Source organism: Streptomyces sp. NBC_00525 (genome assembly GCF_036346595.1).
In the GTDB taxonomy this organism is placed as follows: domain Bacteria; phylum Actinomycetota; class Actinomycetes; order Streptomycetales; family Streptomycetaceae; genus Streptomyces.
The window spans coordinates 2,263,306-2,282,207 of record NZ_CP107834.1 but is presented as its reverse complement, the minus strand read 5'-3'; the positions used below and the strand labels follow the sequence as shown (position 1 = coordinate 2,282,207).

General features: G+C 71.5%; 11 protein-coding genes. 8 read left to right on the top strand and 3 right to left on the bottom strand.

From position 1 onward, the window contains the following. Nucleotides 1-161: 161 nt before the first annotated feature. The 3 genes from OG710_RS10080 (at nucleotide 162) to OG710_RS10070 (ending at nucleotide 6,813) form a co-directional block, all read left to right on the top strand. Complete coding sequence (locus OG710_RS10080; RefSeq protein ID WP_330239018.1) at nucleotides 162-668, top strand: DUF6912 family protein; 507 nt, start codon at nucleotides 162-164, stop codon at nucleotides 666-668. Between the two features lie 39 nt (nucleotides 669-707). After that, a complete protein-coding gene (locus OG710_RS10075) occupies nucleotides 708-1,382 on the top strand; it encodes an HAD family hydrolase (RefSeq protein ID WP_330239017.1) in 675 nt (224 codons plus the stop codon). Nucleotides 1,383-1,818: 436 nt separating this feature from the next. Then, nucleotides 1,819-6,813 carry an NAD-glutamate dehydrogenase gene (locus OG710_RS10070; RefSeq protein ID WP_330239016.1) on the top strand — a complete coding sequence of 1,665 codons (4,995 nt, stop codon included), beginning with the start codon at nucleotides 1,819-1,821 and terminating at the stop codon, nucleotides 6,811-6,813. Between the two features lie 69 nt (nucleotides 6,814-6,882). On the opposite strand, the gene OG710_RS10065 is transcribed toward OG710_RS10070, so the two are convergent. Beyond that, nucleotides 6,883-7,650, bottom strand: a complete 768-nt coding sequence (locus tag OG710_RS10065; protein WP_111330968.1) for an ABC transporter ATP-binding protein — start codon at nucleotides 7,648-7,650, stop codon at nucleotides 6,883-6,885. Nucleotides 7,651-7,654: 4 nt separating this feature from the next. Then, nucleotides 7,655-8,593 carry an ABC transporter permease gene (locus tag OG710_RS10060; RefSeq protein ID WP_330239015.1) on the bottom strand — a complete coding sequence of 313 codons (939 nt, stop codon included), beginning with the start codon at nucleotides 8,591-8,593 and terminating at the stop codon, nucleotides 7,655-7,657. A gap of 158 nt (nucleotides 8,594-8,751) precedes the next feature. On the opposite strand from OG710_RS10060, the gene OG710_RS10055 reads away from it, so the two are divergent. The 5 genes from OG710_RS10055 to OG710_RS10035 all read left to right on the top strand — a co-directional run bounded on the left by OG710_RS10055 (nucleotide 8,752) and on the right by OG710_RS10035 (nucleotide 16,428). Next, nucleotides 8,752-9,375 carry a TetR/AcrR family transcriptional regulator gene (locus OG710_RS10055; protein WP_330239014.1) on the top strand — a complete coding sequence of 208 codons (624 nt, stop codon included), beginning with the start codon at nucleotides 8,752-8,754 and terminating at the stop codon, nucleotides 9,373-9,375. Between the two features lie 205 nt (nucleotides 9,376-9,580). Next, nucleotides 9,581-13,111, top strand: a complete 3,531-nt coding sequence (locus tag OG710_RS10050) for a bifunctional glycosyltransferase/CDP-glycerol:glycerophosphate glycerophosphotransferase (protein WP_330239013.1) — start codon at nucleotides 9,581-9,583, stop codon at nucleotides 13,109-13,111. Nucleotides 13,112-13,266: 155 nt separating this feature from the next. After that, nucleotides 13,267-14,466 (top strand): glycosyltransferase family 39 protein, encoded by a 1,200-nt coding sequence (locus OG710_RS10045; RefSeq protein ID WP_443064325.1) that lies wholly within the window; start codon nucleotides 13,267-13,269, stop codon nucleotides 14,464-14,466. Further along, entirely contained in the window at nucleotides 14,463-15,980 is a 1,518-nt protein-coding gene (locus OG710_RS10040) for a bifunctional glycosyltransferase/class I SAM-dependent methyltransferase (RefSeq protein ID WP_330239011.1), read from the top strand. Before OG710_RS10045 ends, OG710_RS10040 begins: the two co-directional genes overlap by 4 nt. A 73-nt stretch (nucleotides 15,981-16,053) precedes the next feature. Then, nucleotides 16,054-16,428, top strand: coding sequence for an EamA family transporter (locus OG710_RS10035; RefSeq protein WP_199563871.1), 375 nt, complete (start codon nucleotides 16,054-16,056; stop codon nucleotides 16,426-16,428). 70 nt (nucleotides 16,429-16,498) lie between these two features. On the opposite strand, the gene OG710_RS10030 is transcribed toward OG710_RS10035, so the two are convergent. After that, on the bottom strand, nucleotides 16,499-18,673 hold the full coding sequence (locus OG710_RS10030) for a bifunctional glycosyltransferase/CDP-glycerol:glycerophosphate glycerophosphotransferase (RefSeq protein WP_330239010.1): 2,175 nt from the start codon (nucleotides 18,671-18,673) through the stop codon (nucleotides 16,499-16,501). Between the last annotated feature and the right edge of the window lie 229 nt (nucleotides 18,674-18,902).

Sequence of the window (18,902 nt, the reverse complement as noted above, 5' to 3'; positions counted from 1 at the left end):
CTGACCGGGTGACCGGCCGCCGGGCGAGCGCGGCGGGGGCCGGGCGCGCAGGGTGACCGGGCGGCGCGCGGTGGACGGGGGCGGGGCCGTGCGCGTAACCCCAAAGGGGGACGCCGCACGTATCCTGAAGGGCGTTCCCGACTAGGAAAGCGGCGGAGCCCATGCGCGTGTACGTACCCCTGACCCTCACCGGTCTCGCCGCCGCGCACCGGGCCGGTGAACTGGGCCCCGGCCCGCTCACCGCCTACGCCGTCACCCCGGCGCTGCGCGAGTGGTACGTCTCGGACGACATCGAGGAGCTGGAGTACGCGGCGCTCAACCGGGCCGCCTCAGCCTCGCTGCGGCTGATCGCCGGGGACCCGAAGGCGGCCAGGCGCCGGGTCGTCGTCGCCGTGGACGTGCCGGACGGTGCCGCGGTCGCCGACCCGGACAGCATCCTGGACGCCTCCTCGCTCGGCGAGGTCACCATCGCCTCCGCCGTCCCGCTGGCCAAGGCCGCCGCGGTGCACGTCGACTCCGACGAGGCGGACGAGGATGTGACGGCCGCCGCGGCCGCGCTGGGCGCCGCCGACCTCGGGGACGACGACGCGCAGTTCACCGTGGACGGCGCCGAGGACCATGAGCTGCTGTGGTTCGGGGTGCAGGAGATCCCCGGCCTGATCGGGTAGGCGGGCGCGTTGTCAGTGGGGGCGAGTAGTTTTCTCCGCATGGGGATCGCACCGGGGGACCACCGCACACATCTGGTCTGGGACTGGAACGGCACGCTGCTCGACGACAACACCGCCGTCGTCGGCGCGACCAACGCCGCCTTCGGCGAGGTCGGCCTCGCCCCGATCACGGTGGAGCAGTACCGGGAGATGTACTGCATCCCGATACCGCGCTTCTACGAGCGCCTCATGGGCCGGCTCCCCACCGACGCCGAGTGGGAGCGGATGGACGGGGTCTTCCACCGCTTCTACACGCAGCAGCGCGGGGCCTGCGGGCTGACCGCCGGGGCCGCCGACCTGCTCGCCCAGTGGCAGCTCACCGGCCGCAGCCAGTCGATCATGAGCATGTACCGGCACGACGAGCTGCTCCCCGTCGTCCGCGGGTTCGGCATAGAGCGCCATTTCGTACGGGTGGACGGGCGCACCGGCCCGTCCGGCGGCAGCAAGGCGCAGTACATGGAGCGGCATCTCGCGGCCCTGGAGGGGATATCCCCCCGGCACACGGTCGTCATAGGCGACGCGGTGGACGACGCCGTGGCCGCCGCCCACGTCGGGGCCAAGGCCGTGCTCTACACGGGCGGCTCGCACAGCCGGGCCAGCCTGGAGAAGGCCGGTGTGCCCGTCGTGGACACCCTGGCCGAGGCCACCGCGCTCGCCGAACAGCTGACCCGCTAGCCGACCGCATCGGGACCGCCCGTCCCGCCCCGTCGACCGGTCCGCCCCGCCCTCGTCGGCCGGTCTGCCCAGCCCCGTCGGCCGGTTCGTCGTGCCCGCGTGCCCGCCCTGTCCAGAGTGTCAAACTTCGCGTCGTTCTTTTGTACACATCCGGATCGTGACGGTCACGGGTGCGGGCGAGATAGCCTGGACCTCGTGATCAGCGCGATACGCCTCGGGGGCAGCGAAGCCCCCGGCCCGCGCCCGGTGCGCCACAGCGTCCGGGCTGCCTCGACTGATCCCTCCCACCCGGACCGACCGCTGAAAATGGGCGATCAGGTCACGGGGATCTCTCACCGCGGCATAGCGTCGACCCAGACCGGAAACCCCGCGTCGCGGCGTTACGCCGACCTTTTCACCTACGTCACGCAACGGCGCGCGACAGGAGCCAGAGGACATGCAGACCAAGCTGGACGAAGCCAAGGCCGAGCTGCTCGCACGGGCTGCCAAGGTAGCTGACAACAGTTCGGGCGGTGGTGTCGGCGGGCCGGGCGGGGCCCCCCGCGTCCACGTCGCCGAAGGCTCCGCGGGGGCCGGACAGGATCGCTCCCCCCAGGACGTCCTGCTCTCCTATCTCCAGCGCTACTACCTGCACACCGCCCCCGAGGACATCGTGGGCCGCGACCCGATCGACGTGTTCGGCGCCGCCTCCTCGCACTACCGACTGGCCGAGGAGCGCCCGCAGGGCAAGGCGAACGTCCGGGTGCACACCCCGACCGTCGAGGAGAACGGCTGGACCTGCAGCCACTCCGTCGTCGAGGTCGTCACCGACGACATGCCCTTCCTGGTCGACTCCGTCACCAACGAGCTGTCCCGCCAGGGCCGCGGCATCCACGTCGTGATCCACCCGCAGGTCGTCGTCCGCCGCGACGTCACCGGCAAGCTGGTCGAGGTCCTCACCGAGGGCACCGGCCGCGACGGCGGCAAGGGCGCCAAGGACAAGACCGGACTGCCGCACGACGCCCTCGTGGAGTCCTGGATCCACGTCGAGATCGACCGCGAGACCGACCGCGCCGACCTCAAGCAGATCCAGAACGACCTGCTGCGCGTCCTGTCCGACGTACGGGAGACCGTCGAGGACTGGGAGAAGATGCGGGACGCGGCGCTGCGCATCGCCGACGACCTGCCCGGCGAACCGCTCGACGACCTCGCCGACGACGAGGTCAACGAGGCGCGGGAGCTGCTGCGCTGGCTCGCCGCCGACCACTTCACCTTCCTCGGCTACCGCGAGTACGAGCTGACGGACACCGACGCGCTGGCCGCCGTCCCCGGCACCGGCCTCGGCATCCTGCGCTCCGACCCGCACCACACCGAGGACGAGGCCCACCCGGTCAGCCCCTCCTTCGACCGGCTGCCCGCCGACGCCCGCGCCAAGGCCCGTGAGCACAAGCTCCTCGTCCTGACCAAGGCCAACAGCCGGGCCACCGTGCACCGCCCCAGCTACCTCGACTACGTCGGCGTGAAGAAGTTCGACGCCGAGGGCAACGTCGTCGGCGAGCGCCGCTTCCTCGGCCTCTTCTCGTCCGCCGCGTACACCGAGTCCGTGCGCCGGGTCCCCGTCATCCGCCGCAAGGTCGCCGAGGTCCTGGAGGGCGCCGGGTTCACCCCCAACAGCCACGACGGCCGCGACCTGCTCCAGATCCTGGAGACCTACCCGCGCGACGAGCTGTTCCAGACCCCCGTCGACCAGCTGCGTTCGGTCGTCACCTCGGTCCTCTACCTCCAGGAGCGCCGCCGGCTGCGGCTCTACCTGCGCCAGGACGAGTACGGCCGCTACTACTCCGCGATCGTCTACCTGCCGCGCGACCGCTACACCACCGGTGTCCGGCTGCGGCTGATCGACATCCTCAAGGAGGAACTGAACGGCACCAGCGTCGACTTCACCGCCTGGAACACCGAATCGATCCTCTCCCGGCTGCACTTCGTCGTCCGTGTCGCCCCCGGCAGCGAGCTGATCGGCCTCACGGACGGCGAGGCCGAACGCATCGAGGCCCGGCTCGTCGAGGCCGCCCGCTCCTGGGCGGACGGCTTCCAGGAGGCGCTGACCGCCGAGTGCGGCGAGGAGCGCGCCGCCGAACTGCTCCGCCAGTACGGGCACTCCTTCCCCGAGGGCTACAAGGCCGACCACTCGGCGCGCGCCGCGGTGGCCGACATCATCCATCTCGAAGCGCTCAAGCAGCACAGCCGCGACTTCTCGCTCAGCCTCTACGAGCCGGTCGGCGCCGCCCCCGGCGAACGCCGCTTCAAGATCTACCGCACCGGTGAGCAGGTCTCCCTGTCCGCCGTGCTGCCCGCCCTCCAGCGGCTCGGCGTCGAGGTCGTCGACGAGCGCCCGTACGAGCTGCGCTGCGCCGACCGCACGCACGCCTGGATCTACGACTTCGGGCTGCGGATGCCGCAGGCCACCTCCAACGACGGCTATCTGGCGGACGGGGCCCGCGAGCGCTTCCAGGACGCCTTCGCCGCCGTATGGACCGGCGAGGCGGAGAACGACGGCTTCAACGCGCTGGTGCTGAGTGCCGGGCTCGACTGGCGGCAGGCCATGGTGTTGCGCGCCTACGCGAAGTACCTGCGCCAGGCCGGTTCCACGTTCAGCCAGGACTACATGGAGTCCACCCTCCAGAACAACGTCCACACCACCCGGCTGCTCGTCTCGCTCTTCGAGGCCCGCATGTCGCCCGGCCGTCAGGCCGCCGGCACCGAGCTGACCGACGGGCTCCTCGAAGAGCTCGACGGGGCGCTCGACCAGGTCGCCTCGCTCGACGAGGACCGCATCCTGCGCTCCTTCCTCACCGTCATCAAGGCGACCCTGCGGACCAACTTCTTCCAGCACACGGACGGCGGCGAGCCGCACGCGTACGTGTCGATGAAGTTCGACCCGCAGTCCATCCCGGACCTGCCCGCGCCCCGCCCCGCGTTCGAGATCTGGGTGTATTCGCCCCGCGTGGAGGGCGTCCACCTCCGCTTCGGCAAGGTCGCCCGAGGCGGTCTGCGCTGGTCCGACCGGCGCGAGGACTTCCGCACCGAGATCCTCGGCCTGGTCAAGGCGCAGATGGTGAAGAACACGGTCATCGTGCCGGTCGGCGCCAAGGGCGGCTTCGTCGCCAAGCAGCTGCCCGACCCCTCGGTGGACCGGGACGCGTGGCTGGCCGAGGGCGTCGCCGCGTACCGCACCTTCATCTCGGCGCTGCTCGACATCACGGACAACATGGTGGCCGGCGAGGTCGTGCCGCCCAAGGACGTCGTCCGGCACGACGAGGACGACACCTACCTCGTCGTCGCGGCCGACAAGGGCACCGCGAAGTTCTCCGACATCGCCAACGAGGTCGCCGTCGCGTACGGCTTCTGGCTCGGGGACGCCTTCGCCTCCGGCGGCTCCGCCGGGTACGACCACAAGGGCATGGGCATCACCGCCCGCGGCGCCTGGGAGTCCGTCAAGCGGCACTTCCGCGAGCTGGGCCACGACACCCAGACCGAGGACTTCACCGTCGTCGGCGTCGGTGACATGTCCGGTGACGTCTTCGGCAACGGCATGCTGCTCTCCGAGCACATCCGGCTCGTCGCCGCCTTCGACCACCGGCACATCTTCATCGACCCCAACCCGGACGCCGCGACCTCCTACGCCGAGCGGCGCCGCCTCTTCGACCTGCCGCGCAGCTCCTGGGCCGACTACGACAAGGAGCTGATCTCCGCGGGCGGCGGCGTCCACCCGCGCAGCGCCAAGTCCATCCCGGTCAACGCCCATGTGCGCGAGGCGCTCGGCATCGAGGCCGGCGTGAGCAAGCTGACCCCCGCCGAACTGATGCAGGCCGTCCTCAAGGCCCCCGTCGACCTCGTGTGGAACGGCGGCATCGGCACGTACATCAAGTCCACCACCGAGTCGAACGCGGACGTCGGCGACAAGGCCAACGACCCGATCCGCGTCAACGGCGCCGACCTGCGCGCCAAGGTCGTCGGCGAGGGCGGCAACCTGGGCTGCACCCAGCTCGGCCGCATCGAGTTCGCCCGCGACGGCGGCCGGATCAACACCGACGCCATCGACAACAGCGCCGGTGTGGACACCTCCGACCACGAGGTGAACATCAAGATCCTGCTCAACGGGCTCGTGCGGGACGGCGACATGACCGTCAAGCAGCGCAACGCGCTGCTCGCCGAGATGACCGACGAGATCGGCCGCCTGGTGCTGCGCAACAACTACGCGCAGAACACCGCCCTCGCCAACTCGATCTCCCAGGCGCCGTCCCTGCTCCACGCCCAGCAGCGCTTCATGCGCCGTCTCGGCCGGGACGGGCACCTCGACCGGGCGCTGGAGTTCCTGCCCAGCGACCGGCAGATCCGCGAGCTGCTGAGCGCCGGCAAGGGGCTCACCCAGCCGGAGCTGGCCGTGCTGCTCGCGTACACGAAGATCACCGCCGCGCAGGAGCTGATCGGGACCAGCCTGCCGGACGACCCGCACCTGCAGAAGCTGCTGCACGCCTACTTCCCGGAGCAGCTCACCGCCCGCTATCCGGAGGCGGTCGACGGGCACGCCCTGCGGCGCGAGATCATCACCACGGTGCTGGTCAACGACACCGTCAACAGCGGTGGTTCGACGTTCCTGCACCGGCTGCGGGAGGAGACCGGCGCCTCCATCGAGGAGATCGTGCGGGCGCAGGTCGCGGCCCGCGAGATCTTCGGCCTCGGTGAGGTGTGGGACGCCGTCGAGGCCCTCGACAACGAGGTCGCCGCCGATGTGCAGACCCGTATCCGGCTGCACTCGCGGCGGCTCGTCGAGCGCGGTTCGCGCTGGCTGCTGGGCAACAGGCCGCAGCCGCTGGCGATCGCCGGGACGGTCGACTTCTTCCGCGACGGCGTCGAGCAGGTCTGGGCCGCGCTGCCCAAGATGCTCAAGGGCGCCGACCAGGAGTGGTACCAGGGCATCCTGGACGAGCTGACCGCCGCCGGGGTCCCGGACGAGCTGGCGCAGCGTGTCGCCGGGTTCTCCTCGGCCTTCCCCGCGCTCGACATCGTGGCGATCGCGGACCGCACCGGCAAGGAGCCGCTGGCCGTCGCCGAGGTGTACTACGACCTCGCGGACCGGCTGGGGATCACCCAGCTGATGGACCGGATCATCGAGCTGCCGCGCGCGGACCGGTGGCAGTCCATGGCCCGTGCGTCCATCCGCGAGGACCTGTACGCGGCGCACGCGGCGCTCACCGCCGACGTGCTGAGCGTGGGCAACGGGGCGTCCTCGCCGCAGGAGCGGTTCGACGCGTGGGAGGAGAAGAACGCGGCGATCCTGGCGCGGTCGCGGTCCACGCTGGAGGAGATCCAGGGGTCGGACGCGTTCGACCTCGCCAACCTGTCGGTGGCGATGCGGACGATGCGGACGCTGCTGCGTACGCACGTCTAGTCGGGAACGGCTGAAAAGGGGCGGCCGCGGGGACATCCCCGCGGCCGCCCTCTGCGTCGGGCGACCGCCTCAGCGTTTCGCGGTGGCCTTCTCGTACTCCCGCATGACCTCCTTGGCCGGGCCGTCCATGCGCAGGACGCCGGCCTCCAGCCAGATCGCCCGGTCGCAGGTCTCGGTGATCGACTTGTTGTGGTGGCTCACCAGGAACACCGTGCCGGCCTGCTCGCGCAGTTCCCGGATGCGGTCCTTGCTGCGCTGCTGGAAGCGGGCGTCGCCGGTGGACAGGGCCTCGTCGATGAGCAGCACGTCGTGGTTCTTGGCGGCGGCGATGGAGAAGCGGAGGCGGGCCGCCATGCCGGAGGAGTACGTGCGCATGGGCAGCGTGATGAAGTCGCCCTTGTCGTTGATGCCGGAGAAGTCGACGATCCCGTCGTAGCGCTCGCGGATCTCCGCGCGGGTCATGCCCATCGCCAGGCCGCCGAGCACGACGTTGCGCTCGCCGGTCAGATCGCTCATCAGCGCCGCGTTGACGCCGAGCAGCGAGGGCTGGCCGTGGGTGTGGACACGGCCCCTGGAGGCGGGCAGCAGCCCTGCGATGGCCTTCAGCAGGGTGGACTTGCCCGAGCCGTTGGAGCCGATCAGCCCGATCGCCTCCCCCTTGTACGCGGCGAAGCTGACGCCCTTGACGGCGTGCACCTCGCGCACGCCCGGAGCCTTCCGGCGCGAGGCGATCCGGCTCAGCGCGGAGGTGGCGCTGCCCCGGCCGGTGCGGGCGCCGTTGACCCGGTACGTGATGTGGACGTCGTCCACGACGACCGTCGGCACCGCGGAATCCATGCGCTCAGCCACGTCCGTAACTCTCCTCGGCCTTCCAGAAGTACAGGAACCCGCCCGCGCCGCACAGCAGTGCCCAGCCGGCCGCGACGGCCCAGACGTGCGGGGGCAGCTGGTTCCCGCCGAAGCTGTCGATCAGCGCGAAGCGCACCAGGTCGATGTAGACGGCCGCCGGGTTGAGCTCCAGGGCGAGCTTCACCCAGTGCGGGACCCGGTCCCCGCTCAGCATCGTGTCCATGCTCCACATCACGCCCGACGCGTACATCCAGGTGCGCAGGACGAACGGGGTGAGCTGGGCGATGTCCGGGGTGCGCGCGGCGAGCCGGGCCATGACCATCGAGACGCCGGTGTTGAAGACGGCCTGGAGGGCCAGCGCCGGCACCGCGAGCAGCCAGGCCGGCTGCGGGAACTGGCCGAACGCCAGCAGGATCAGGAGCAGCGCGCCCAGCGAGAAGAGCAGTTGCTGCAGCTGTTGCAGGGCGAGCGCGATGGGCAGCGAGGCGCGCGGGAAGTGGAGCGCCCGGACGAGCCCGATGTTGCCGCTGACGGCGCGGGTGCCGGCGGTGATCGAGGAGCTGGTGAACGTCCAGATGAACACGCCGGTGACCAGGAAGGGCACGAAGTCCGGTACGCCGTGCTTCGTCTTCATCAGGATGCCGAAGATGAAGTAGTAGACCGTCGCGTTGAGCAGCGGGGTCATGATCTGCCAGATCTGGCCGAGCTTCGCCTGGCTGTACTGGGCGGTGAGCTTGGCCGTGGCGAACGCCGTGATGAAGTGCCGGCGCCCCCACAGCTGTCGTACGTACGCCGGCAGGGAGGGGCGCGCACCGCTCACGGTCAGGCCGTGGCGCGCGGCGAGTTCGGCCAGCTCGCCGGGGCCGTACACGGGCGGGGCGGTCGGCGGCGGGGTGTCCACCGGGGCCGGGGCTGTTGTCTGGCTCACCACGATCGCTTTCGACGGGAGGCGGGCAGGCGGGGGCACCGCGTACGGGCGGAGGAGGACACGTCCGGCGACGGGACGGGACCGTTTCGTCGCAACGCAGAGGTTAGGACGTCACGACGTCGGAACGCAACCGTTTCGTCGTCGCGGACTATGATTCGGCCATGACCACCGACCCCGGAAGCCGCCGCCGAGCCCCGGCGGGAGCCGCCGTCCTGCGCGAGGACGTGACCGACGCCATTCGCAGCGCGGTGTTCGCGGAGCTGGCGGCGGTCGGCTTCGCGCGGATGTCCATCGAGGGCATCGCGCGCCGGGCCGGCGTCGGCAAGACGGCCGTCTACCGGCGCTGGAAGTCCAAGCTGCACCTGGTGCTGGACCTGGTCTCGGCCGTCGCCGCGCAGGGCCTGCCCGCCCCCGCGACCGGCTCGCTGCACGGGGACGTGCGCGCCGTGCTCGAACTGGCCGCGTACGCCCTGCGCCACCCGCTCGCCTCCCAGGTCATCCCGGACCTGCTGGTCGAGGCGGCCCGCAATCCGGAGATCTCCGACGCCATCAAGGCGGCCCTGCTCGACCCGCGGGAGGGCATCGCCGCCGTGGTCGTCCGGGACGCCGTCGACCGGGGCGAGCTGCCGCCCGGCAGCGACCCCGACCGGGCCCTGGACCTCATCGTCGGGCCGCTCTACTGGCGGCTCGCGGTGGTCCGCGGCGAGCTGCCGCCGGGGTACCTGGACGACCTCGCCGCCTCCGCCGTGACGGCGCTCACCCAGGGCCCGACCCCCGGCGAGTGAAGGCCCGAACGGGTGTGCAAGCGTGTTTTAGGGGGCACCCGTCGATCGGTTAATCTGGTGGGCGGGCCGCCCACCGGGCCTTCCGGGGTGTGGGCGCGGGGCGAGCACGGTGCAGGCGTAGTCACTCGTTCGGGACCGTAACCGGTGACCCGCGACCGCCTTCGCGGTTGAGCCCCATGGATAGCCAGGCCCTTGATGAACGGACGTGCTCAACATGCCGCCACGGCTCAGTGTCGTTGTCCCCGTCTACAACGTGGAACTTTTCCTGACGGACTGCCTGAAGTCCCTCGCGGAGCAGACCATGACCGACCTCGAGGTGGTGATGGTCGACGACGGGTCCACCGACGGCAGCGCCGCGCTGGCCGAGGAGTTCGCCGCGGGCGACGACCGCTTCAAGCTGGTCCGGCAGAAGAACGGCGGGCTGGGGCACGCCCGTAACACCGGTTTCCGCAACTGCCACCCCGAGAGCCGCTACCTGGCCTTCTGCGACAGCGACGACATCATCCCGCCGAACGCCTACGAGCTGCTCGTCGAGTCGCTGGAGGAGACCGGCTCGGACCTGGCCTCCGGCAACGTGCTGCGGCTGCGGGCCGGCGGAAAGCTCGTGCAGTCGCCGATGTTCCGCAAGCCCATGGCCACCACCCGCAAGCGCACCCATGTCTCGCGCGACCTGGACCTCCTCGGCGACCGCATCGCCTGCAACAAGGTCTTCCGCCGCTCCTTCTGGGACAAGAACGAGTTCGCCTTCCCGGTCGGCGCGCTGTACGAGGACATCCCCGTCGTGCTGCCCGCCCACTTCCTGGCCGACGCCGTCGACATCGTCAAGGACCCCGTCTACTACTGGCGCGACCGCCCCGGCTCCATCACCACCAGCCGGGCCGTCGTCCGCGGCATCCACGACCGCGTCGCCCACGTCCAGGGCGTCTCCGAGTTCCTGGCCGCGAAGCGTACCGCCGCCGACAAGAACCACTACGAGGCCCACGCGCTGGCCAACGACCTCTGGTACTTCATGGAGGTCCTGCCGGACGGCGACCAGGAGTACCGGGACGCCTTCCTCACGTACACCAACAAGTTCATCGACCAGGTCGACCCCGCGGTCCTCGACGGGCTGCCGCTGCGCCTGCGCGTGATGTGGTACCTGGTGCGCGAGCACCGCATGGACGAGCTGCTGGCGCTGCTGCTCAGGGAGAAGAGCGAGCCCGGCGCCTTCGAGGTCAGCGGCGTGCGCCGACGCCAGGCCCACTACCCGGTGCTCACCCGGCCCGTGCCCGCCCCGGTGCTGCGCGTCGCCGACCGCGACCTGCCGCTCGCCGCCCGGCTGCGCGACGCCCAGTGGCGCGACGGCAAGCTGTTCCTCAAGGGCTACGCGTACGTGCGCAACCTCCCGGTCACCTCCGGGCCCAGCGAGTTCCGCCTGGGCTGGCTCCGGGCCGGCCGGCGCAACGTCGTCCCGCTCCGGCTGCGCCGCGTCGACGAGCCCGAGGCCACCGCCCGCTCCCGCCAGAGCCTGCACGACTACCACCGCTCCGGCTTCGAGACCTCCGTGGACGCCGCCAAGCTCCGCATCCAGGCCGACAGCGGCCCCAAGCAGCTCACCTGGCAGTTCGAGGTCGGCATCGCCCGCAACGGCCTGCTGCGCCGTGCCTTCCCCTCGGTCCGCGAAGCCTCCGTCGCCCCGCCCGTCCACCGCCCCGACGGCGACCACCGCATCGTCCCCGCCTTCGACGGCGACAAGCTGGTGCTGCACGCCGAGCGCGTGGACGCCCGGTTCGAGACGCACGCGGGCGACAAGCCCGGCACCGTCACCGTCTCCGGCGTCGTCCGCACCCGCCTGGTCAAGGGCGAACTGACGCTGCGTCTGACACACGGCGGCACCAGGACCACCTTCGAGGTGCCCGCCACCGTGGGCTCCGGCGCCGGAGCCGGCTGGAGCCGCTTCACCGCCGAACTGCCGCTCGCCACCGTCGAGGAGAACCGCCCCGCCGGCGAGGACGCCCCCAAGAGCGTCTCGTACAGCATCCACCTCGTCGGCAAGGGCCTCAAGGCCTCGCTCGACGTGCCCGGTTCGGTGCACCCCGGCCGCTACCCGCTCGCCGGCGGACCGGACGGCGCCCGCCGCGAACTGGCCCTCGTCACCAGCTCGCGCGGCAACCTGGTGATCGGCGACCGGCCCGTGCAGCCCGCCGTCGAGCTGGCCAGCTGGACCGAGGACGGCCGGCTGTTCCTGGAGGGCAACTACCCCGAGGACCCGGAGCACCCGGTCGAGCTGGTCGCGCAGAACAGCGGCCACCGCGAGGAGCAGGTCTTCCCGGTCGAGTTCACCGGCCCCGAGGGCGCCCGCCGCTTCCGCGCCGAGCTGCGGCCCGACGCCGTCGAGGGTCCGGGCGGCGCGCTGCCGCTCGGCGAGGGCAACTGGTACTTCTTCTTCCGGGACAAGGGCGCCGCCGACGAGAGCGGCGACCGCGCGCTGCGTATCCCCGCCTCCGCCTTCCACACCCTGCCCGCCGCCCGCCGGCTGCGCGGCCGCGACTACACCCTGGAGCGCCGCTTCGGCGACCAGCTCCTCGTCGTCTCCGGCTCCGTGCTCACCGCCGCCGAGCGCGGCCCGCGCGCCAAGCGCCTGCTGAGCGAGGCGTACGCCGCCCAGCGCTCCGAGCAGCTGCGCGCCGCCGCCCTGTACAGCACCTTCGACGGCCGTCAGTACTCCGACTCGCCGCGCGCGGTCTACGAGGAGCTGGTGCGCCGGGGCACCGAGGTGGAGCACATCTGGGTCGTCCGCGACCAGCAGGCGATCATCCCCGAGGGCGCGACCGTCGTCGAGCACGGCTCGGTCGCCTGGCACGAGGCGCTGGCCCGCAGCCGCTACATCGTCACCAACACCCAGCTGCCCGAGTGGTTCGCGCGCCGCGAGGACCAGACGGTCGTCCAGACCTGGCACGGCACCCCGCTCAAGCGCATCGGCCTGGAACTCGCCGGCACCGCCCAGGCGAACGCCGCGTACATCGCGACCCTCGCCGACCGGGCCAAGCAGTGGAACTTCCTGGTCTCGCCGAACACGTACTCCACGCCCGTCCTGCGCCGCTCCTTCGGCTTCGAGGGCGAGGTGCTGGAGTGCGGCTACCCGCGCAACGACATCTTCCACGCCCCGGACCGGGCCAAGGTGGCCGCCGCCGTACGCGAGAAGCTGGGCATCCCGGCCGGCAAGCGCGTCGTCCTGTACGCGCCGACCTGGCGCGAGGACCAGCGCCTGGGCGGCGGGCGCTACTCGCTGGGCCTCCAGCTCGACCTGGCCGCCGCCGAGCGCGAACTCGGCGAGGACACCGTGCTCCTGGTGCGCCGTCACTACATGGTCACCGACCGGCTGCCGGACAGCGGCACCGGCTTCGTCAAGGACGTCTCGCGCTACCCGGACGTCGGCGAACTCATGCTCATCAGCGACGCCCTGGTCACCGACTACTCCTCGCTGATGTTCGACTTCGCCCAGACCGGGCGGCCGATGCTCTTCCACACCTACGACCTGGAGCACTACCGCGACACCCTGCGCGGGTTCAGCTTCGACTTCGAGTCGCGGGCACCCGGGCCGCTGATCCCGGCATCGGACGACCTGATCGCCGCGCTGCGCGACCCGGAGAAGGCCATCGCCGGACACGCCAAGGCGTACGAGCAGTTCCGGCACGACTTCTGCGACCTCGACGACGGCCGGGCCACCGCCCGCGTGGTCGACCGCATGCTGTAGCCGACACCCCCGCCCACGGGGGAGCCCCACTGCCCGCACCGGCCGGGCAGCGGCGTTTCGGGGCCCGACCCGGTCCAGGGTTTACGCCACGGTGACGATTCGGTGCGTCGCATAGCGTCGTCAAGTTGCTACGTTCTGGATTCATGGGTATCCGAATGTGGGGCGAACCGGACGTGCGGCGGGCCAGGGCGGCCGTGCTCGTCGCGGCGATCGCGGGCCTCCTCACCCGTATGATCATCGCGGCCAACTCACCCGGCCCCGCCGACGTACGGATCTTCGAGGGGTTCGCCAAGGCCATCACCGGGTACGGCCCCGTCCACATCTACGCCCAGCCGCTGCCCGGCCTGCCCGTCTACAACCACCCGCCGCTGGCCGGCTGGATGCTGCTGGGCCTGGACCACCTCACCGGACTCGGGTTCTCCTTCGCCACCCTGATCCGCTTCCCCGCGTCGGCCGCCGACTTCGCCTGCGCGCTCCTGGTGTTCGAGATCGTCCGCCGCCGCGCCACCCCGCGCACCGCGATGCTGTGCGGCATCGGCGTCGCCGTCAGCCCGGTCCTCATCGCGACCTCCGGCTACCACGGCAACACCGACGCCGTCGCCGTCGCGTTCGCCCTGGCCGCCGCCCACCTGCTGGCCGACCGCAGGGCGCCGCTCGCGGCGGGCATGGCCGCGGCGCTCTCCATCAGCGTCAAGTTCATCCCGGTCGTGGTCGTCCCGGCCCTGTTCGTCGCCGCGTTCCGCGGCGGCCGGCCGGTCCTCGTCCGCTTCGCCGCCGGCTTCACCGGCCTCACCGCCCTCATCTGGGGGCCCGCACTGCTCACCGTGCCCCTGGACCTGGAACGCAACGTCCTGGAGTACGCGGGCGGCAGCTACCGGCTGTGGGGCCTGGTCCGGTTCGCGGACGTCCTGGGCCTGCCCGAACCCGCCATCGCCTTCATGCAGGGCGGCGGCCACTTCCTGTTCGTGCTGGCCTGCGTGGCAGCCGGAACATGGCTCGCCTGGCTGCGGCCCGACCGGGCCCCCGGCGTCGTCGCCCTCACCCTGGGGCTGCTGCTCCTGCTGTCCACCGCCTCCGGCCTCCAGTACCTGACCTGGGCGGCCGCCGGCATGTTCGTCCTCGGCCCGGTCGAGGGATGCGCGTACAGCGCGGTCGCCGGACTCGTCGCCGTACTCGGCTACAGCGGGCGCTCCGCCGTCCGCTGGAACGAGTTCGTGCTGTACCTGGGCGCCGCCGCCTGGTTCGTCCTCGCGGCCGGCCTCGCCACCGGACTGCGCCGCCTCCTCGCCACGTCCCCGCCCCCCGTCCCCCACCCCGGCACCGCACCCCGAGCGCAACTGGAGAACGCCCCGTGAAGGAAAGCCCGAGCCCCAGGATCGGCATCCTGGTGGTCGCGTACAACGCGGAGACAACGCTGGAGAAGACCCTCGACCGGATTCCGGAGGACTTCCGGGCCCGGATCGACGAGATCCTGATCCTCGACGACGCGAGCCACGACGCCACCTTCACGGCGGGCTGCCGCTGGTCGCAGGCCGAGGGCATGCCGCGCACCGTGGTCATGCGGCACACCAAGAACCTCGGCTACGGCGGCAACCAGAAGGCCGGCTACGCGCTCGCCGCCGAACACGGCCTCGACATCATCGTGCTGCTGCACGGCGACGGGCAGTACGCCCCCGAACTGCTCCCCGAGATGGTCGCGCCCATCGAACGCGGCGAGTGCGAAGCCGTGTTCGGGTCACGGATGATGACGTCCGGCAGCGCCCTCAAGGGCGGCATGCCCGTCTACAAGTGGCTCGGCAACCGCATCCTGACCCGGCTGGAGAACGGGCTCCTCGGCTCGGACCTCACCGAATTCCACTCCGGCTACCGCGCCTACAGCGTCGCCGCCCTCAAGCAGCTGCCGATCGACCGGAACACCGACGCCTTCGACTTCGACACCCAGATCATCGTCCAGCTGCTGAACGCGGGCATGCGGATCAAGGAGATCCCCGTCCCCACCTACTACGGCGACGAGATCTGCTACGTCAACGGCATGAAGTACGCCAAGGACGTCGTCAAGGACGTCCTCGAATACCGGCTGGCCGTCAAGGGGTTCGGCACCTGCCCGTGGATTCCCAAGCCCGTCGAGTACGCCTTCAAGGAGGGCGACGGCTCCTCGCACGCGGTCATCCTGGAGAAGATGCGCGCCCTGCCCCCCGGCCGGGTCCTCGACCTCGGCTGCTCCGGCGGCCTGTTCGCCGAACGGCTTGAGGACCTGGGCCACGAGGTGACCGGCGTGGACTACGTCGAGGTGCCCGGCGTCCGCGAGCGGTGCAGCCACTTCCACCTCGCCGACCTGGAGGAGGGGCTGCCCCCCGAGGCCGGAACCGGCTTCGACTACGTGGTGGCCGGAGACGTCATCGAACACCTCTCCCGCCCCGGACACCTCCTCGCCGCCGCGGCCGGGGTGCTCAGGCCCGGCGGCCGGATGCTGCTCTCGGTGCCCAACTTCAGCCACTGGTACTCCCGGCTGCGGGTCGCCGCGGGCGCCTTCGACTACGACCGCCGGGGCATCCTCGACGAGACGCATCTGCGCTTCTTCACCCGCGCCAGCCTGCGCCGCACCGTGCGCGCCGCCGGCTACGACGTCCTGGAACTCTCCTCCACCGGAGCGCCGTTCTGGTCGCTGCTCGGCCGGGGACCACTCGCCGCCGCACTCGGCGGGGCGTCGAAACTGCTGACCCGCGTGCGGCCGACGCTGTTCGGCTATCAGCACGTCGCGCTGCTCACCCCGCACGCGGCCGAGACGATCATCGCTGGAGAGCACGTCGATGTACAGGACATCCTCGACCGACAGTACGTCCCCACCGACCACCGGGTCGGTGTCTGAGGCGCCCCGCCCCGGACCCCCGCCCGCCCCCGGACCAGCCGCCCCCGAGCCCCCCGCAGTCAGGAACAAGGCCATGACCCTGCCCAGCGTGCTGCTGCTCCTGTTCGCCGTGTTCTCGTCGGCGGGCGGCCAGATCATGCTCAAGCACGGGATGAAGGGCGCGGCGGCCGCCGCCGGGCGGGACGGCGGCTCCGTCGTCATGCGCGCCGCCGGCAGCCCCTGGGTCGTGCTCGGGCTGCTGGTCTTCGCGGTGTCCGCGCTCGCCTGGATGACGACGCTGGCCAAGGTCCCGCTCTCCGTCGCCTACCCCTTCAACGCGCTCGGCTATCTGCTGATCGTGCTCGCCGGGGCGACCGTGCTGCACGAACGGACCTCGCTGTGGACCTGGGGCGGCTCGCTGCTCGTGGTGGTCGGGCTGGTCACGGTGATGGCCGGCCAGCAGCGCTGAGCCGGGAGACGCCCGAAGGGCCCGCCGCCGGAACGTTCCGGTGCCGGGCCCTTCGGGCGCGCGAGGCGGGTCAGACGGTGCCGGGGGCCGGCGGCTCCTCGCCCAGGAAGACCCGGCGCACCACGCGCTCGGCGGCGTGGCCGTCGTCGTACGGGCAGAACCGCTCCTTGAACGCCTTCAGCAGCGCCGTGTTCTCCGGGCTGTTCCAGGTGCCGTCCGTGAAGACGGCCGCCAGCTCGTCCGTGGTCGTGGTGACCGCGCCCGGCGTCTCACCGGGCTTGCCGGACAGCAGGTCGAAGACGACCCCGCGAACCGTGCGGTACGTCTCCCAGTCCGGGGCGTGGACGACGATCGGGCGGCCGAGGTTGGCGTAGTCGAACATCACCGAGGAGTAGTCGGTGATCAGCGCGTCGGCCGCCAGGCACAGGTCCTCTACGCGCGGGTACGTGGAGACGTCGATGACCGACGCGTTCTCCGGCAGTCCGGAACCGCCGTAGAAGTAGTGCGCGCGCATCAGGAGCACGGTGTCCGGGCCCGCGGCCGCGCAGAACTTGTCCACGTCCAGCCGGCTGGTGAAGCCGGCCTCGTAGTCGCGGTGCGTCGGCGCGTACAGCAGGGCGCGCTGGCCGGGGCGGATGCCGAGGTCCTCGCGGATCTTGGCGATCTGCTCCTCGGTGGTCGTCGCGAAGACGTCGTTGCGCGGGTAGCCGGTCTCCAGCGGGCGCGCGGCGCTGGGGTAGGCGCGGGACCACACCTCGGTGGAGTGCGGGTTGGCGGAGACGCTCCAGTCCCAGCGGTCCACACGCTTGAGCAGCCGGTCGAAGTTGAGCCCCTGGGCGGCCGCCGGGTAGTTCTGCTGGTCCATGCCCATGATCTTCACGGGGGTGCCGTGGTGGGTCATGACGTGGATCTGGCCGGGGCGCTTGACCAGGTGGTCCGGGAAGTTGACGTTGTTGACGAAGTACGTGGCCCGAGCCAGCACCGACCAGTAGCGGCGGGTGCCGGGCACCACGTAGTCGATGCCCTTGGGCACCGAGTCCACGTTCTTCTTCGAGACCACCCACACGCCGTGGATGTCGGGCGCCAGCTCCTTGGCCTTGCGGTAGATCGCCTCCGGGTTGCAGCTCACGCCGCGGTTCCAGTAGGCGGCGTACACGGCCAGCTTCGGGTCGAGCGGGAGCTTGCGCTGCGCCTTGTAGTAGCGCTTGGTGAACTGCTTCTTCGCCTTCGCGCGGGCCGTGGAGGGCGCGGCGCGCAGGCTGCGGCGGGTCGCGAGAGCGGTGTCCAGGGCGCCGAGCACCGTGTACTTGCCGTCGCCCATCAGCTGCGGGCGCAGGCCCTTGGCGCCGCCGGGGAACTTGAAGCCCTCGGGGCGGTGCGCGCGGTGGAAGGAGGCGACGGCGGAGACGTACTGCCGGCGGCGCTTGGTCACCGTGGGGTACGCGGAGAGCAGCTCCTGGAAGGCGCGCTCGAACAGGAGGCCGCGCACCTCCTTCAGGGCCGGGCGGGCCTCGACGAAGGTCATCAGCGCGGCGTACGCCTCGACCAGCTCCAGCGGCGTCGAGCCGGCCGTCGGCTCCGCCTCGTCCACCAGGCCGGGCAGGTAGCGCTGCTGGCGGTGCTCGACGCAGGCGGTGTCCAGCGTGGCCACGGAGGCCGCGGCGGCGAGGGTCGCCAGCGCGTACATCCGCTCGCCGTGCGGCCCCGGACCGAAGGTCACGCTCTCCCGCTCCAGGAGCCCCCGGCGCACCGCGCGGTTCCAGGAGACCGTGGCGACGTCCAGGAGGTCGGGGCGGCCCACGAGGGTGAGCGGGCCGGCGGGCATGGAGCCCAGCTTCTCCAGCGAGCGGGTGGAGCGGGTCTTGCCGCGGAAGGGGCGCTTGCGGTGGCCGAAGACCAGCACGTCCGGGTCGCCGGTGGACTCCAGCCGGTCCACGACGGCCTGGAGCGAGCCGGGCAGGTGGATGTAGTAGCCCTCCAGGAACAGGACGTACTCCCCGGCGGCCTCCTCGATCCCGGCGTTGCGCCGGCCGTGCGCCCCGGCGCCCGGCTCCAGGTGCACGGCCCGTACGCGGCTGTCGCGCGCGGCGAACTCGTCGAGCACCAGGCCCGAGCCGTCCGGCGCGCCGTCGTCCACCCCGATGACCTCGATGTCCGTGAACGACTGGGAGAGCACCGACTCCAGGCACTCGCGCAGACTGCCTCGGGCGCGACGGACGGGGATGATGACACTCAGCCGGGGCATACGGACTCTTTCTCGGACTGTGCGTACTGGGAGACCACACAGCGTACTGGGGCGGGCTCCGCAGGACGGTCAGGGGGCGGACGGGCGTACGACGTTCGAGGTCAGGGGCGCGTCGGGCCCGTGAGTGGTCGACCGCGCGGCTGATGAAGGCCCCACTTATCATACTACCCGGGACAGTAAGTGAACCTTGGGTGATTCGGGGCGTGCCGGTCCATGACGGGCGCCCCGC

What these genes read in the sequence shown, in the direction of transcription:
- OG710_RS10080 (WP_330239018.1), top strand. Translation starts at nt 162, where the DNA reads ATGCGCGTGTACGTACCCCTGACCCTCACCGGTCTCGCCGCCGCGCAC.
- OG710_RS10075 (WP_330239017.1), top strand. Translation starts at nt 708, where the DNA reads ATGGGGATCGCACCGGGGGACCACCGCACACATCTGGTCTGGGACTGG.
- OG710_RS10070 (WP_330239016.1), top strand. Translation starts at nt 1,819, where the DNA reads ATGCAGACCAAGCTGGACGAAGCCAAGGCCGAGCTGCTCGCACGGGCT.
- OG710_RS10065 (WP_111330968.1), bottom strand. Translation starts at nt 7,650, where the DNA reads ATGGATTCCGCGGTGCCGACGGTCGTCGTGGACGACGTCCACATCACG.
- OG710_RS10055 (WP_330239014.1), top strand. Translation starts at nt 8,752, where the DNA reads ATGACCACCGACCCCGGAAGCCGCCGCCGAGCCCCGGCGGGAGCCGCC.
- OG710_RS10045 (WP_443064325.1), top strand. Translation starts at nt 13,267, where the DNA reads ATGTGGGGCGAACCGGACGTGCGGCGGGCCAGGGCGGCCGTGCTCGTC.
- OG710_RS10035 (WP_199563871.1), top strand. Translation starts at nt 16,054, where the DNA reads ATGACCCTGCCCAGCGTGCTGCTGCTCCTGTTCGCCGTGTTCTCGTCG.
- OG710_RS10030 (WP_330239010.1), bottom strand. Translation starts at nt 18,673, where the DNA reads ATGCCCCGGCTGAGTGTCATCATCCCCGTCCGTCGCGCCCGAGGCAGT.